The sequence below is a fragment of the Luteibacter sp. SVR4-7G genome (genome assembly GCF_056755555.1).
The window spans coordinates 76423-91161 of sequence record NZ_JBPGXO010000001.1; the positions used below are offsets into that span (position 1 = coordinate 76423).

Genomic DNA, 14739 nt, shown 5'->3' on the forward strand with positions numbered 1-14739 from the left:
AAGGCCGGGGGTAGCCCCGTGACCGCTTAAAAAACGCGAGGTTACGGGACGGGGCCCTTGCGGGCAAGGCGCGCTGCGGTAACCTCGCCCTATGAACCTCTTCCTTACCATCGCCATCGTCCAGATCGTCGCCCTGGTCACGCCGGGTCCCGATTTCTTCTTCGTCTCCCAACTGGCCGCCAGCCGCTCGCGGCGCGAGGCGTTCGCGGGCGTGGTAGGCATCGCGCTGGGCGTGGCGGTGTGGGCCGCGCTGGCGCTTCTGGGCCTGCACATCCTGCTGCACCGGCTGGCCTGGCTGGAGCGCGGCATCGCCATCGCCGGCGGCGCCTACCTGTGCTGGATGGGCTTCCAGATGCTGCGCGCGTCGTGGAAGGCGAAGCCCGATGCGGCCGTGCCGGTGGTCGACGTCCGCGGCTCCAGTCCGTGGCGTGCCCTGGTCAGGGGCCTGGCGACCAATCTGGCCAACCCGAAGGCGGCGATCTATTTCGCCTCGATCTTCTCGGCCTTCGTGGGCGACGGCATGTCCGCCGCCGCGCGTTGGGGCCTCTGGGCCATGGTCACCCTCGAGACCATGCTCTGGTTCTCGGTGGTGGCGGGCATCTTCGCGCTGCCGGCCATGCGACGCGGCTACGTGCGTGCCAGCCGCTGGATCGACGGCGGAGCCGGGGCCATCTTCGCGCTGTTCGGCCTGCACCTGATCTTCGGCCGCCGCGCGGCCTAGGGCCTGTGAACAGGCCTTAGGGGATCTGCCCCTTTTCCAGGTTGCGGGTGACCTGGGCCAGGCTCTCGGCGAGCACGGCCGGCTGGTCCACCCCTTCCAGGGCCGTGCGGGCCAGATCGGCCACCAGCGCCCGCACGCGCTCGGCCATGCGTTTGCCCGCGGGGGTCAGCGCGATGTCGACCAGGCGGCGGTCCTCTTCGTTCCGCTCGCGGAGCATCAGCCCGCGCTCGATCCCGGCGTCCACCGCGTGGGTCACCGTGCTGGCGTTGACGCCGCAGGCGGTGGCGAGTTCGGTGGAGATCATGCTGCCGCGCAGGGCGAGCAGGAGGAGCATGTCGCTCTGCAGCGCGGTCAGTCCGAACTCGCGTTGCGCACGCCGGCCCACGGCATCGCGCAAGCGCGAGCCGGCCAGCATGAGGTCGCGTCCCAGTCCGAGGGCGGAAGCTGTGTTTTCGTCGTTACCCATAGTCAGTCCGCCGCGCGCCGCCAGGCTCCCGGCGGCATGCCGACAGTACGGGTAAACACGCGGGTAAAGTGGCTTTGTTCGGCAAAACCGCAGGCCAGGGCGATGTCGGCCAGCGAGAGCGTGGTATCGCGCAGGAGCTCGCGGGCCCGGTCGATCCGCCGGTCGAGCAGCCAGCGGTGCGGGGGCTTGCCCATGCTGCGGCGGAACGCCCGCGAAAAATGGTTGACCGAGAGACCGCACGCCTCGGCGACGTCCGACACCGGGAAGGACTGGTCCAGCCTCTGATCCATGTACGCGATGGCCCGGCGTTCCTGCCATGTGGCGAGGCCGCCGCGAGGCATGCCGCCGTCCTCGCGCGGCGCGGAGCCACGGACCAGGGCACGCAGGGCCAGCGCCACATGGGCCAGCAAGGGCGTGTTGGGTGAGTCGGCGCGCAGGCTCTCGAACAGCACCTGGGCCAGGGTGCGCACGGCGGGCGGGTGCCCCGCCTCCACGTCGCCCTCGGCCTGGCGGCGGAACAGGATGGCCACGGCGCCTTCCGCGTCGGCCGCGCAGGTCGCCCTGTAGACCAGGAGCAGGTCGTTGACGGCGTCGTCGAGCGGGATCTCGGTCAGTTGCGCCCGGCCGCGCAAGTCTTCCACGAGCCGGGTGCTGCCCTGGCGGTCGCCGTGGTCGACGGCGGCGGAGCGTTGGGCGAGATCGACGATGACCGTGGGGAAGTCCGCACGGCGGATGCTGCTGATGGGTTCGGCGCGGTACATGGGGGCCGATCCTTTCGAGGTATCGGAGGACAACCCAAGCATTGCGCATGCAAGGATCGTCACCTACCCCCATAAGAGGTAGCCCCGTCGATTTCCTTCCGGTCGAGGATGTAACCCAGCCCGCCTTCGCGGAACCAGCGGTAGCCGTAGGGCTCCAGCATGACGTGGTGATGGCCCTGGCCGTCCGGCTGGCTGTGGTCTTCCGACAACAGGTTGGTGAGTTGCGCCGGCCCCGCGAAGTCGGCTTCCACGGGCGCGTCGCCGAGGTTGTGGAGGAACAGGACGGCGTTCCCGCGCCAGGTGTAACGCATCATCAGCACGGCGTTGTCATCGAGCGGCAACACCTCGAAATCGCCCCAGGAGACTTCCGGAATCTCCTTGCGCATGCGGATGATCCTCTCCATCCAGTTGAGCAGTGAAGCGGGGTCGCGGCGCTGCTGCGCCACGTTGACGTGTAGGTAGGAAAAGGGGCCGTCCGAAATCACCGTCTTTCCACCGCGGCGCAGTCGGGTGAAACCGCCGTAGGGCTCAGTGGACCATTGCATCGGGGTGCGAGCGCATTCCCGTTCGGGCAGGGACAGGTCGTCGCCCATGCCGATCTCGTCGCCGTAACGCAGCACCGGCGTACCGGGTAGGGTGAAGAGCAGGCTGTAGGCAAGCTCGAGGCGGCGGCGGTCGTTGCGCAGCATGGGCGCGAGGCGCCGGCGGATGCCACGGTCGTACAGCTGCATGTCCTTGTCGGGACCGAACTCCGCGAACACGCGCTCGCGCTGCGCGGGGGTGAGCCGGCCAAGGTCGAGTTCGTCGTGGTTGCGCAGGAACTGCGCCCATTGCGCCGTGGCCGGGCGCGGGCGTGTCTTCTGCAACGCGCCCGCCAGTGGACGGACGTCGGCCGATGCCAGCGCGTGGAACAGGTGCTGGTTCACCTGGAAGTTGAACATCATCTGCAGGCGGTCGCCGTCCGCGCCGAAGTACTCCATGTCGTCGCGCGGCAGCACGTTCGCCTCGGCGAGGATCACCGCGTCGCCCTGCCGCCATTGCAGCAGTTCGCGGAAGCTGCGCAGCATGTCGAACTGCTCCCTGGGGCGCTTGATGCCGGCGCCCTTGGTGGAGATGACGAAGGGCACGGCATCCATGCGGAAGCCCGACACACCGAGCTGCGTCCAGAAGCCCATGATCTTCAGGATCTCCGCCTGCACGTAGGGATTGGACGTGTCGAGGTCCGGCTGGAAATCGTAAAAGCGGTGGAAGTACCAGGCCTTTGCGGTCTTCTCGTAGCTCCAGGTGCTCTTCTGCACGCCGGGGAAGACCATGCCTTTATCGGCATTGTCCGGCCGCGTTTTCGACCAGACGTACCAGTCGCGGTACTTCGACGAGGGGTCGCGACAGGCTTCGCGGAACCAGGGGTGGCGGTCCGAGGTGTGGTTCACCACCAGGTCGATCAGCACGCGCATGCCGCGCTGGCGCGCCGCATGGGTGAACTCGACGAAGTCGCCGAGGGTGCCGTAGCGCGGATCGACATTGTAGTAGTCGGAGATATCGTAGCCGCCGTCCTTGCCCGGGGAGGTCTGGAACGGCATCAGCCAGAGCGCGGTGACGCCAAGGCCTTGCAGGTAGTCCAGGCGCCGGCCCAGGCCCTGGAAATCCCCGACGCCATCGCCGTTGGAGTCCTGGAAGGAGCCTACGGAAAGGCAGTAGACGACGGCGTTCTTGTACCAGAGGTCGTTGATCATGACGGCATCCGGGGCTGGGGATGTCCCGGAGGCTAGAGGACGAGGTGTGAAGGCATTTCGTACACGCCACACCGGCGAGGCTTGGTGCTTTGTGCGTGAGCCGCTTCAGCGGCGATGGACGAGGACCATGGAAAAGTCGTGGTGGCGCGATGGCGTCGTGTATCAGGTGTATCCACGCTCGTTCGCCGATGCGAACGGGGACGGCATCGGCGATCTCGAAGGTATCCGCTGCAAGCTGCCGTACCTCGCGGACCTCGGCGTGGACGCGCTGTGGATCTCGCCGGTCTTCCCTTCGCCCATGGCCGATTTCGGCTACGACGTGAGCGACTACAGGGGCATCGATCCCCTCTTCGGCGACATCGCCGGCATGGACGCGCTGATCGCGGATGCCCATGCGCTCGGCCTGAAGGTGATCCTCGACTTCGTCCCGAACCACAGTTCCGACGAACATCCCTGGTTCCGCGAAAGCCGCCGTTCGCGCGACAGCGTGTTCCGCGACTGGTATATCTGGCGCGACCCCGCGCCTGGCGGCGGCCCGCCGAACAACTGGCTGTCGAATTTCGGCGGCAGCGCCTGGACCTTCGATCCGCTGACCGCGCAGTACTACCTGCACCTGTTCCTCGACAGGCAGCCCGATCTCAACTGGCGCAACCCGGCGCTGCGCGAGGCGATGTACGAGTCGATGCGCTTCTGGATGCGCCGTGGCGTGGACGGCTTCCGCGTGGACGTGATCTACCACGTGATGAAAGACGCGGCCTTCCGCGATAACCCGCCGAACCCCGCATTCCGCGAAGGCATCGATGCGGAGGCACACCGTTACCTACCGCTGTACACGGCGGACATTCCCGAGACGCAGGGCGCGGTCTCGGCCATGCGCTCGGTGGTGGACGAGTTTCCCGACCGCGTGCTCATCGGCGAGCTGTACCTGCCGCTGGAGCGCATCGTCGTCTATTACGGCGAGAACCTCTCGGGCGCGCACCTGCCCTTCAACTTCCTGCTGATCGGCACGCCGTGGACGGCGCAGGCGATCGCGGACCTGATCGCCCGCTACGAAGCCGCGCTGCCGCCCGGGGGCTGGCCGAACTGGGTACTCGGCAACCACGACAAACCACGCATCGCTTCCCGCGTGGGAGACGCCCAGGCGCGGGTCGCGGCCGTGCTCCTGCTGACCCTGCGGGGGACGCCCACGATGTACTACGGCGACGAGATCGGCATGCACGACGTGGCGATCCCGTTCGGGGAAGTGCGCGATCCGTTCGAACTCAACGAGCCGCACAAGGGACTTGGCAGGGACCCACAGCGCACCCCGATGCGCTGGACCCCGGACGAAGGTGGAGGGTTCACGCGGGGCAGGCCGTGGTTGCGCATGGGCGACGATGTCGCGACCTGCAACGTGGCGACGCAGTCGGACGATCCGCGCTCGATGCTATCGCTGTACAAGGCCTTGCTGAGGCTTCGGCGGCAGAGGATGGCACTGAGCAGGGGCGATGTCCGCATCTCGCACGCCGACGATGCGGTGCTCGTTTACGAACGTGCTTATGGCGACGAACGTATCGTGGTCGTGCTGAACTTCACCGACGCTTTCGCGGATATTCCTGGCCAGGAGCCTCCGGGCGAGATACTGCTGTCGACGTACGGCGATGGCATGCGCGGTCGGTTGCGCCCGGCGGAGGCCAGGATCTATCAGGCGGGATAGTCCCTCGTGCGCTCCTACGCGGAGGCAGGCAGGAGCCAGCGGAGGAGGGCGACGACGGCGATGAGCACGATGACCAGTATCACGACATGGCGCAGGTAGGCGCCACCCGAGACGCCACCGTCGTAGCTGGCATCGTCGTAATCGTGCGACGCATCGCGCGGATGGCGGACGAAGGGGAGGCGCAGGCGTTTGCGCCGTTTGCGGCGTTCAGGCGACATGACCCGATGTTACCCTGGATGTGTTCTTCAACTCTTCCAGTATCTCCGGCCCGCGCACGTCGATGTGGTCGAGGTTGTTCACGTAGAAGCGGACGAAGGGCTTCTCCGCGTCCTTCGGCATCCAGGGCTTCGCCCAGACGAAGGCTACGCAATAGCCGTCCGATTCCTCGATGAGTTTGTCCAGGCGCGCCCGGAGCAGCTTGCGCACGGGATAGGCCTCGATGTCCTTCGCGGTCAACGTGATCGTCGGACGCAGTTCGCTGTCCTCATGCCGGAAGGGGCGCGAGAAGCGAAGGTAGTAGCCACCCTCCTTCGTGGCGCGAATGGACGCCGTGCCCCACCACACGGCGCGCGTGCCGAGCAGGTCGGCCACTTTCTGCCGGTAAATGTTGCGGAACAGCGCTTCGTAGGTCGTGGTTTCGCCGCCGATCTCGACGGTGGCTTCGGCCAGGTCCTTGTCCCGGCGATGCTCCAGGAACTTCTGCACCAGTGAGGAGAGGCGGTAATAGTGGCTGGCGCGCGGGGTCAGGCCAGCCGACGGCGCAGGTGCGACGCGCCGTGCGGGCAGATCGCCCGCCGGGGCCTTCGGTGCCTGCTTTTCCGCACGGAAATGCCCCGCCGGACGCTCGGCCTCGAAGACGTCCGCACGTCTGGTGGGTGTCGTTCCGCCGCGCCCGTGCGCGACCTCGCAGCTCTCCGCATGGTCTTCCAGGCGGTAGGAGCGAAAATAGGGCCGGATTCTCAGGTTCTGCTCGGGCTTGTCCAGGCATGCGCAGATCAACGGGGCCGAGCAGCCGGTGCCGACACAGGTGAAGGGCGCGTCGCGGCCAAGCAGGTCGGCCCAGTAGAGCTCATAGGCGCGCTCGGCGGTGAGCCGTTCGTCGCGGTCGGGGGTAGTGGCTTCTTCGATCGACACGTCGTGGCCCGGTTCCGTTTCGTCCGACTTTACCGCGACCCGGCGCCGCCGGGAGGGGCGCCACCACGGGGGAGCTCAGAACGGGGCGAAGATCCTTGCCGGTTCCAGGCCCAGGTCGCGGTTCACGTGGCGAAGGAAAGCCAGCACTTCTTCGTGACGGCCGCAGGCGACGAGGGACTCGGCCGTCTGCTGGCCGAGCGCGGCGATGGGATCGTCCCGATACCACGCCATCCGCGCGAATTCGTCCGGTTCGATGCGGGCAGCTTCGTGCAGGACATGCCAGGCGTGGGCATGGTAGTTATCGGCGCGAACGATGGAACGTATATCGACGACGCTGGCAAACATGCTCTTCACCTCGAACCCCGAAGGAGTACACATCCATGGCTAAAGTTCTTGTCCTTTATTACTCGACCTACGGTCACATCGAAAAAATGGCCGAAGCCGTCGCCGCAGGCGCCCGCGAAGCGGGTGCCACCGTGGACATCAAGCGCGTTCCCGAACTGGTGCCCGAGGACATGGCGCGCAAATCCAACTTCAAGCTCGACCAGGCCGCTCCCGTGGCGACGGTCGACGACCTTCCCAATTACGACGCCATCATCATCGGTACCGGCACGCGTTACGGCCGGATGACCTCGCAGATGGCCAACTTCCTCGACCAGACCGGTCCGTTGTGGGCCCGCGGCGCGCTCAATGGCAAGGTCGGCGGCGCCTTCGCGTCCACGGCCACGCAGCACGGCGGCCAGGAGACGACGCTCTTCTCGATCATCACGAACCTGCTTCATCTCGGCCTGATTCCCGTGGGTCTGCCCTATGCCTTCCAGGGACAGATGAGACTCGACGAAATCACCGGCGGCAGCCCTTACGGTGCGACCACCATCGCCGCGAGCGACGGTTCGCGCCAGCCGAGCGAGAATGAACTCGCCGGGGCGCGATTCCAGGGCAAGCACATAGCGGAAGTCGCCACCAAGCTGTTCGGTTAAGCCTCCTGCCAGCGGGACCGCCGCCATTGGCTGGGGCTCTGCCCCACCAGGCGGCGGAACAGGTTGCACAGGTGGGCCTGGTCGGAAAGGCCGCAGGCGAGGGCGATCTGGCTCAGGGGTTCGCGGGTCTGCAGCATCAGGGTCTGCGCGCGTTCCACGCGGCGGCGCATGATGTAGGCATGCGGCGGGTCGCCGAAGCTGTCCTTGAAGGCGCGGCAGAAGTAGCTGCTGGAGAGGCCGGCGATCGCGGCCAACTGGTCGATGGTGATCGAAAAGCCCAGGTTTTCCTCCACGTGGGCCGCCACCCGGCGCGCCTGCCATGGGGCCAGGCCGGCTCCGACGCGGCGGCGGACCGACGCCGGGGTCGTCTGTTCGCGCTCGAGGAGCGCCGCCACCTGGGCGACGCAGGCGCGGGTGGTGGCAAGGTCGGTTTCCGCGGCAGTGAGCGCCTGTTCGAGCAGGCTGGTAACGTTGGCGAACGGCGGCATGCCGTGCACGGCCTCGGGGACATTGAGTTCGATGCGCATGTGCGTCTGCTCCACGGCGGGTAGGTCATGGGCGGGACTGCCCATGACGGGGAGCGTATGCGCGATGCGGATCTTGCCGAAATTCTACATTCGGTCGGGGGGCGCCATACCAAAGGATGAGTCAGCGCCGTGTGACTTTTTCTTGTAGCGTTCGTACCGTAACGGTCAAAAACCATCACCGGCGTGCAAGACGAACGAAAGGCAGTTCAGAAAGACTCCACGCTCATTCCGTACAAGACAGCGAGATGCGGCCTGCCCGATGACCCGATTCCGGCCCCTGCAAAGTCAGGCCTACGCACCTGCCACGCGTCCCCGGCGGCTGGTCGCCGTTCTGCTCATGGGAGCAGGCGCCCTGCTGGCGCTGGGCGTGTTCCTGGTGGATACCTTCACCCCGCTGCAAAGTGCGGTCGCAGTGGTGTACGTCGTGGTGATCCTGCTCGTCGCGGCCAGTGGCAGCCGCCGTGCGATCGTGGGCGCGACCGTGGGCTGCATGGGTCTCACTGCCGTGGCCTATGCGCGCGGCCACGGCTGGCCTTCCATGGATGCGTCCATGCTGCGCTGTGCGGTCAGCCTCGGCGCCATCGGCATCACCGGCGCGCTGGCATTGCGTAACCGCGAACGCATGATCACCATCGCCGGCCAGGCCCGGCTGATCGAGCTCACCCACGATTCGATCTTCGTACGCGACATGGATGACGTGATCGTGCTCTGGAACGGCGGCGCCGAGCAGCTGTATGGCTGGAAGGCGCAGGAAGCGCTGGGGCGGCGGGCGAGCGACCTGCTCGGCACGGCGTTCCCGGGCGACCATGCCGAAGCGGAAGCCGCGCTGTTCGGTACCGGGCGCTGGGAGGGCGAGGTGTTCCAGCGCCATCGCGACGACCGCATCGTCATCGTCGAATCGCGCTGCGCGTTGCTGCGCGACGAGTACGGCAAGCCGCGGGTGATCCTCGAAGCGGGCACGGACGTGACCGGCCGCCGTGCCGCCGCGGCCGCGCTGGCGGAGAGCGAACGCCGTTACCGCAGCATGTTCGAGCACGCACGGTTCTGCTTCTGGGAGCAGGACTATTCGCTGGTGATGGAGCGTGTCCGCCTCCTCCGCGAGGACGGCGTGACCGATCTCGCAGCCTATCTGGAGGCGCACCCGGCGTTCGTGAGCGAAGCGACCGCGCTCACCCGGATCGTGGACGTGAACCAGGCCACGGTGCGCATGCTCGGCGCGCGCCGGCGCGAGGATCTGATCGGCCCGCTCGCCCGCATCCTCGCCCCCTCGCATCGCACGTTCGCGCGCATGCTCGCGACGATCGAGCGCGGTGGCGTCGCCGAGGGCGAGACGCAGCTCATGAACCTGGACGGGGAGCGTCTCACCGTGCTGTTCGCGTTGAACATGCCGCTCGGTCCCACGCGCTACGACCGCGTGCTCGTCAGCGTGGTGGACATCACCGACCGCAAGCGCGCCGAACGCGCGCTCATCGCGGTGCAGGCGGAGCTCGCCCAGGCCGCGCGGATCACCGCCCTCGGCGAGATGAGTGCGTCGATCGCCCATGAAGTGAACCAGCCGCTGGCGGCGATCGTCACCCACGGCGAGGCCAGCCTGCGCTGGTTGCGCCGCACCGACCCCGATATCGGCGAAGCCTGCGACGGCATCGAGCGCGTCGTGCGCGATGCGCGCCGGGCCAGCGAACTCGTGCACCGCGTGCGCAGCCTGGCCAGCAAGGAGCCGCGTCAGCACGTGCACTTCGACCTTGCCGCGTTGATCGAGGAGTGCGCGCAGTTGCTCGACGGCGAACTCGCCAAGCATCGCATCGCCTTCTGCGTGGAGATCGCCCGGGACGCTCCGATGCCCCGCGGCGACCGCGTGCAGTTGCAGCAGGTGGTGGTGAACCTGATGGCGAATGCCATTCGCGCCATGTCCGATACCTGCGGCGCCCGCCGGCTGGTCGTGCGCGCGCGTGCCGATTCCGCACATGGTCTGCTGGTGGAAGTGGAAGACAGCGGCACCGGCATACCCGAACACATCGCGCCGAACCTGTTCGACGCCTTCGTCACCACGCGCGGCGACGGCATGGGCATGGGCCTCGCCATCTGCCGTTCCACCGTGGAGTCGCACGGCGGACGGCTGTGGGCCACGAACCGCCCGAGTGGCGGAGCCACCTTCCACTTCACCCTGCCGCTCGTGGTGGCCGAGGAGGCGCAGGCATGACCCGTGCCACCATCGCCGCCAGCCAGACGGTCGCGCCGGTTGTCTGCGTGGTGGACGACGATGCCTCCGTTCGCGAGGCGCTGTCCTCGCTGTTCCGGTCGGTGGGCCTGGCCGTCGCGACGTTCGGGAGCACCGCCGACTTCCTCGCGCGCGACAATGCCGGGGCGCCCGGATGCCTGGTGCTCGACGTGCGCCTGCCCGGGGTCAGCGGGCTCGATTTCCAGGCCCAGCTGGCCGCGATGGACAACCGCCTGCCGATCATCTTCATGACCGGGCACGGAGACATTCCGATGTCCGTGCGCGCGATGAAGGCGGGTGCGGTGGATTTTCTTGCGAAACCCTTCCGCGACCAGGACATGCTGGACGCCGTGGCGAACGCGATCGAACGCGACGCCGCCTACCGGCGCGACGCGGTGGCCCTCGACGCCCTGCGTACCGCCTATGCATCGCTCACGCCGCGCGAGCGCGAGGTGATGGCCCATGTGACGGCCGGCCTCATGAACAAGCAGGTCGGGGCGCTGCTGGGCTTGTCGGAAATCACCGTGAAGATCCACCGCGGCAACGTGATGCGCAAGATGCGCGCGAAGTCGTTGGCGGAGCTGGTGAAACAGGCCGAAGCGCTGGCAACCCGGCCCTGATGCACACTTCAGTATGATTCCCATCCGGCGTGGGGCAGCGCACTGTAATTGTGGCAGGGTCGGCACATGCCGGCGAGGATGTAACATTGACCGCTAACAGGATCGTGGCGATCGTGGACGACGACGAGGCTGTGCGAGCGGCCACGGCCAGTCTGGTGCGGTCGCTTGGACACGAGGTGCGAAGCTTTGCCTCGGCTGAGGATTTCCTCCGTCAGGGCGACGACGCGAGGGTCGATTGCCTCGTGACCGACGTGCATATGCCCGGTCTCGACGGCATGGCCCTGCACCGTTGCCTGATCGAGCGCGGCCGCACTTATCCCGTCGTCTTCGTCACCGGGTACCCCGACGATGCGATGCGCGACAGCGTTATGGCGGCCGGCGCCTTCTGCTACCTCGGCAAGCCCTATAGCGGCGCCGAACTGGTTGAGTGCCTGGAGCGTGCGCTGCACCGCGAATGAGGTCAGGACTTTTCGTCATCCGGGTTTGCTACGCTCCGCGCCCATGACACTCATACTGTTCCTCATCCTGCTGGTCATCGGTCTCGTCCTGCTCGCTCGCCGCCGTGCGCGCGGAGGGTGGACGTTTTCCCTCCTCGCCCTTGCCTGGCTGTTCTTCGCCGGCTGCGGGCCGCTTACCGACATGCTGCTCACCCAGCTGCAGGCCGGGTTCGCACCCGATGTGACGCAATGGGGCAAGCGCAACGCGATCATCCTGCTCGGCGCGGGAACGGTGCGCGGCAGCGCGGGCGCGGTCGAGCCAAGTCTCTATGCCAACGGCCGCATCCTTCGCGCCGCGCAGCTCTATCACGCATGCGTCGCCACGGGCGCGGAGTGCAAGCTGGAGGTGAGTGGCGGCGACGCGGCGAGGCTGAAACAGTCCGAAGCCGATGTCTATGCGATCTCCCTCGACCGGCTCGGGATCCCGCGTGCCGACCTGATCCTGGAAGGGCGCAGCATGAACACCTTCCAGAACGCCCAGTTCAGCAGGCCCTTGCTGGCGGCCTACGGCGCTGACAAAGTCGTGCTCGTGTCCTCGGCGGTGCACCTGAAGCGCGTAGCGCTTTATTTCGCCCACTTCGGCATTCGCGGTGAGACCGTGCGTGGCGACTACGTGCGAGCGCGATACGACTGGCTGCCCACTTCGGAAAACCTTTCCTTCGCCGATTTTGCGATCCACGAATACGTCGGCGTGGCGCGTTACCGCCTGTACAACGCGCTAGGCTGGAACGTGCCCAAGGTTCCTGAAGAAACCGTGACCACGCAGACACATACCTAACAATTGCCCGCTTATGCTGTACCGCCGTCCAGCACGTATCCCATCACAGGAGTTGCCCGTGAAGTCTCGCTATCTTCTTGCCGCCCTGCTGGCCCTCGCTTCGGTTGCGCCCGTCGCTGCCTTCGCACAGCAGGATGCGCCCAATCCCGCTTCGCAGATCCCCGCCTCGGACAAGCAGGCGATCCAGAACTACAACCTCAACGAAGACGTCTTCAACCGCATCGTGAAGGTCTCGGAGGAGGCCAAGAAGACCGGCATCAAGCCGAAGGACGCGAAGACCGACTTTTCGAAGATTCACTCGCTCGACGACCTCGCGAAGCAGGTGACCGACGCGGATCCGCGCATCGGGCCACTGCTGCAGAAGTACAACTTCACGCCCCGCGAATTCCTCCTGGCCAATCTGGCGGTGACCAACGCGGCCATTGCCTCGGAAGCGAAGAACAATCCGCAGATGGCCCAGTACGTGGACCAGTCGAAGGTGAACCAGGCGAACGTGGCTTTCTACGAAAAGCACAAGGCCCAGATCAACGCGCTGATGTCGCAGGACGACGGGCAGTAAGTCGTCCTACCCCCGCAGGTATCCGTCCAGCGCCCTGATGGCGTCGTCGAAATCGGCCCGGCCGAAGCCGATGCGGAACCGGTCCGTGGGCGTGTCAGTAAGGGCCGAGCGGTAGTTCGATGCCGGCAGCAGGAGCACGCCGGCACGCTCCACCAGGTCCGCGGCGAACGCGTCCACGCCCTCGGCGCCCAGATAGCGGGGATAAGCGATGCATCCGCCGTCGGGCCGGTACCACCCGAAGCGGTCGCTCCAGCGGCCGAAGAAACCGTCCAGGGTCGCCAGGTTGCGATCGAGCCGCTCGCGATGCCTTGCCAGGATGGTTTCCCTCGCCTTGAGGGCGATCAGGGCCAGCTGTTCGGATGGCCCCGCATTGCAGATCGACAGGTAATGCTTGTAGCGCTCCATGCGCCGCAGCAGGTCGCGGTCGGCGCAGGCAATCCAGCCGATGCGCAGTCCCGGCAGCCCGTAGGCCTTCGACATCACGTTGAGCGAGACGCCGCGTTCGTACACGTCGGCGACGTTAGGCAGGTGGACGGTGCCGGAGGCGCCCAGCGGCCGGTAGACCTCGTCGCTGAAGAGCCAGATGCCGTGGCCCCGGCATAGCGCGATCAATGCGTCGAAGCGCTCGCGCTCGAGGATCTTGCCGGTGGGGTTGTGCGGGAAGTTGATCGACACGACGCGGGTGTTCGGCCGGATCGCGGCCGCGACCCTGTCGATGTCGAGCGACCAGCGATCATCCGGGTCCAGGGCTACGCCGGTGACTTCGCAGATGGATAGCGGCACCGTCTCCGCGGCCTGGTAGTTGGGCGTCACGACGATGGCATGGTCGCCCGGCTCCAGCAGCACGCGCATGGCGATGTAGATGCCTTCTTCCGCGCCCGCGAAGCAGAGCACGTCGTCCGCGCTCCTTTCGTCATAGGTTCCGGCGATCGCTTCGCGCAGGGCGGGTGCGCCATAGGTCTGCGTGTAGCCCAGGTGCAGCGTTTCGAAGGCCTCGCGGTCGGCCGGTTCGGCCAGGGCAAGCAGTTCCGACAGGCTCATGCTCTGGGCGTCGGAAGCGGTGAGGTGGTAACGCGCGGCGAATTCCCAGCGCGAGAAATACGTTTCGAGACGGAAGTCGGGCAGCGATGTCATGATGCGCATCTAAGCATTGTTGCCCCGAGCGTGTCGATGACATCCTTGCGTTCCACCCCATGGTTGCCCGCGCTGGCCGTCCTCGGCTCGGTCACTTCGCTCTGCATAGGCACCTCCTTTGCGAAGAAGCTTTTTCCGCTGGTCGGCGCGGAAGGCACCTCGGCACTGCGGGTCGGCTTCTCGGCCCTCGTCCTGCTGGCGGTGTGGCGTCCGTGGCGGTGGCCGCTCAGCCGACCCGACGCGGGCTCCATCGTTCGCTACGGACTCACGCTCGGCACGATGAACCTGCTGTTCTACCTGGCCTTGCGTACCATCCCTTTCGGCATCGCGGTGGCGATCGAATTCAGCGGTCCGCTGGCCGTGGCCATGTGGTCGTCACGCCGGCCGATGGATTTCCTGTGGCTCGCCTCGGCCATTGCCGGGCTGGCGATGATCCTGCCGCTCGGGCACGGGAGCACGCTGGATCCGACGGGCGTGCTGCTCGCACTGGGGGCTGCCGTCTGCTGGGCGTTGTATATCGTGTTCGGCAAGCGGGCAGGGCATCTGCACGCGGGGCACTCGGTGTCGCTCGGCCTCGTGGCGGCCAGCCTGGTGGTCGTGCCCTACGGGGTGATCCATGCAGGCGCGGCGCTGCTCGATCCGGCCATCCTCGCCGCCGGCCTGGGCGTAGCCATCGTCTCCAGCGCCGTGCCCATGTCGCTGGAGATGATGGCCATGAAACGCCTGCCCAGCGAGACCTTCGGCATCATGGTGAGCCTGGAGCCCGCCGTCGCCTCGCTGCTGGCGATGGTTCTGCTCGGAGAGCACCTGACATCGTTGCAGTGGCTGGCGATCGGCTTCATCGTGCTTGCGTCCATCGGAAGCACGGTGACGGCGCGGCGGGCAGGGCCGGACGCGGCGGAGCTGGCAGGCTGA

17 protein-coding genes are annotated in these 14739 nt (G+C 66.8%); 9 read left to right on the top strand and 8 right to left on the bottom strand.

The window, feature by feature from the left end:
* Window positions 1-91 precede the first annotated feature (91 nt).
* On the top strand, window positions 92-721 hold the full coding sequence (locus ACR9ZH_RS00315; protein ID WP_481288759.1) for a homoserine/threonine efflux transporter: 630 nt from the start codon (window positions 92-94) through the stop codon (window positions 719-721).
* A gap of 16 nt (window positions 722-737) precedes the next feature.
* Here the strand turns inward: ACR9ZH_RS00315 and ACR9ZH_RS00320 are convergent, their stop codons facing one another.
* Genes ACR9ZH_RS00320 through ACR9ZH_RS00330 form a run of 3 tightly spaced genes read right to left on the bottom strand, consistent with a single transcriptional unit; the run spans window position 738 to window position 3681 of the window.
* Window positions 738-1187, bottom strand: coding sequence for a MarR family winged helix-turn-helix transcriptional regulator (locus tag ACR9ZH_RS00320; RefSeq protein ID WP_481288760.1), 450 nt, complete (start codon window positions 1185-1187; stop codon window positions 738-740).
* A 2-nt stretch (window positions 1188-1189) separates the two neighbouring features.
* The gene (locus tag ACR9ZH_RS00325) at window positions 1190-1948 is read right to left on the bottom strand and encodes a helix-turn-helix transcriptional regulator (RefSeq protein WP_481288761.1); all 759 of its coding nucleotides are present in this window, start codon (window positions 1946-1948) and stop codon (window positions 1190-1192) included.
* A 59-nt stretch (window positions 1949-2007) separates the two neighbouring features.
* Window positions 2008-3681, bottom strand: a complete 1674-nt coding sequence (locus ACR9ZH_RS00330) for an alpha-amylase family protein (protein WP_481288762.1) — start codon at window positions 3679-3681, stop codon at window positions 2008-2010.
* A gap of 127 nt (window positions 3682-3808) precedes the next feature.
* Between ACR9ZH_RS00330 and ACR9ZH_RS00335 the strand changes: the two genes are divergently transcribed.
* Complete coding sequence (locus tag ACR9ZH_RS00335; RefSeq protein WP_481288763.1) at window positions 3809-5377, top strand: alpha-amylase family glycosyl hydrolase; 1569 nt, start codon at window positions 3809-3811, stop codon at window positions 5375-5377.
* A gap of 14 nt (window positions 5378-5391) precedes the next feature.
* Here ACR9ZH_RS00335 and ACR9ZH_RS00340 read toward each other — a convergent pair whose 3' ends face one another.
* The 3 genes from ACR9ZH_RS00340 to ACR9ZH_RS00350 all read right to left on the bottom strand — a co-directional run bounded on the left by ACR9ZH_RS00340 (window position 5392) and on the right by ACR9ZH_RS00350 (window position 6856).
* Complete coding sequence (locus tag ACR9ZH_RS00340) at window positions 5392-5595, bottom strand: hypothetical protein (RefSeq protein WP_481288764.1); 204 nt, start codon at window positions 5593-5595, stop codon at window positions 5392-5394.
* Entirely contained in the window at window positions 5585-6511 is a 927-nt protein-coding gene (locus ACR9ZH_RS00345) for a hypothetical protein (protein ID WP_481288765.1), read from the bottom strand. Before ACR9ZH_RS00345 ends, ACR9ZH_RS00340 begins: the two co-directional genes overlap by 11 nt.
* A 75-nt stretch (window positions 6512-6586) precedes the next feature.
* Window positions 6587-6856, bottom strand: a complete 270-nt coding sequence (locus ACR9ZH_RS00350; RefSeq protein ID WP_481288766.1) for a hypothetical protein — start codon at window positions 6854-6856, stop codon at window positions 6587-6589.
* A 35-nt stretch (window positions 6857-6891) separates the two neighbouring features.
* On the opposite strand from ACR9ZH_RS00350, the gene wrbA reads away from it, so the two are divergent.
* Complete coding sequence (gene wrbA / locus ACR9ZH_RS00355; RefSeq protein WP_481288767.1) at window positions 6892-7491, top strand: NAD(P)H:quinone oxidoreductase; 600 nt, start codon at window positions 6892-6894, stop codon at window positions 7489-7491.
* Here the strand turns inward: wrbA and ACR9ZH_RS00360 are convergent.
* A complete protein-coding gene (locus ACR9ZH_RS00360) occupies window positions 7488-8018 on the bottom strand; it encodes a helix-turn-helix domain-containing protein (RefSeq protein ID WP_481288768.1) in 531 nt (176 codons plus the stop codon). The two genes, wrbA and ACR9ZH_RS00360, sit on opposite strands and share 4 nt — an antisense overlap.
* A 259-nt stretch (window positions 8019-8277) precedes the next feature.
* On the opposite strand from ACR9ZH_RS00360, the gene ACR9ZH_RS00365 reads away from it, so the two are divergent.
* From ACR9ZH_RS00365 to ACR9ZH_RS00385, 5 genes are all read left to right on the top strand, one after another.
* The gene (locus ACR9ZH_RS00365; protein WP_481288769.1) at window positions 8278-10218 is read left to right on the top strand and encodes a PAS domain-containing sensor histidine kinase; all 1941 of its coding nucleotides are present in this window, start codon (window positions 8278-8280) and stop codon (window positions 10216-10218) included.
* Window positions 10215-10856 carry a response regulator transcription factor gene (locus ACR9ZH_RS00370; protein WP_481288770.1) on the top strand — a complete coding sequence of 214 codons (642 nt, stop codon included), beginning with the start codon at window positions 10215-10217 and terminating at the stop codon, window positions 10854-10856. Before ACR9ZH_RS00365 ends, ACR9ZH_RS00370 begins: the two co-directional genes overlap by 4 nt.
* An 86-nt stretch (window positions 10857-10942) precedes the next feature.
* Entirely contained in the window at window positions 10943-11314 is a 372-nt protein-coding gene (locus ACR9ZH_RS00375) for a response regulator transcription factor (protein ID WP_481288771.1), read from the top strand.
* Window positions 11315-11357: 43 nt separating this feature from the next.
* Window positions 11358-12131, top strand: a complete 774-nt coding sequence (locus ACR9ZH_RS00380) for a YdcF family protein (RefSeq protein WP_481288772.1) — start codon at window positions 11358-11360, stop codon at window positions 12129-12131.
* A gap of 58 nt (window positions 12132-12189) precedes the next feature.
* Window positions 12190-12690, top strand: coding sequence for a hypothetical protein (locus ACR9ZH_RS00385; RefSeq protein ID WP_481288773.1), 501 nt, complete (start codon window positions 12190-12192; stop codon window positions 12688-12690).
* A 6-nt stretch (window positions 12691-12696) separates the two neighbouring features.
* On the opposite strand, the gene ACR9ZH_RS00390 is transcribed toward ACR9ZH_RS00385, so the two are convergent.
* Entirely contained in the window at window positions 12697-13833 is a 1137-nt protein-coding gene (locus tag ACR9ZH_RS00390; protein ID WP_481288774.1) for an aminotransferase class I/II-fold pyridoxal phosphate-dependent enzyme, read from the bottom strand.
* 27 nt (window positions 13834-13860) lie between these two features.
* On the opposite strand from ACR9ZH_RS00390, the gene ACR9ZH_RS00395 reads away from it, so the two are divergent.
* On the top strand, window positions 13861-14739 hold the full coding sequence (locus tag ACR9ZH_RS00395) for an EamA family transporter (protein ID WP_481288775.1): 879 nt from the start codon (window positions 13861-13863) through the stop codon (window positions 14737-14739).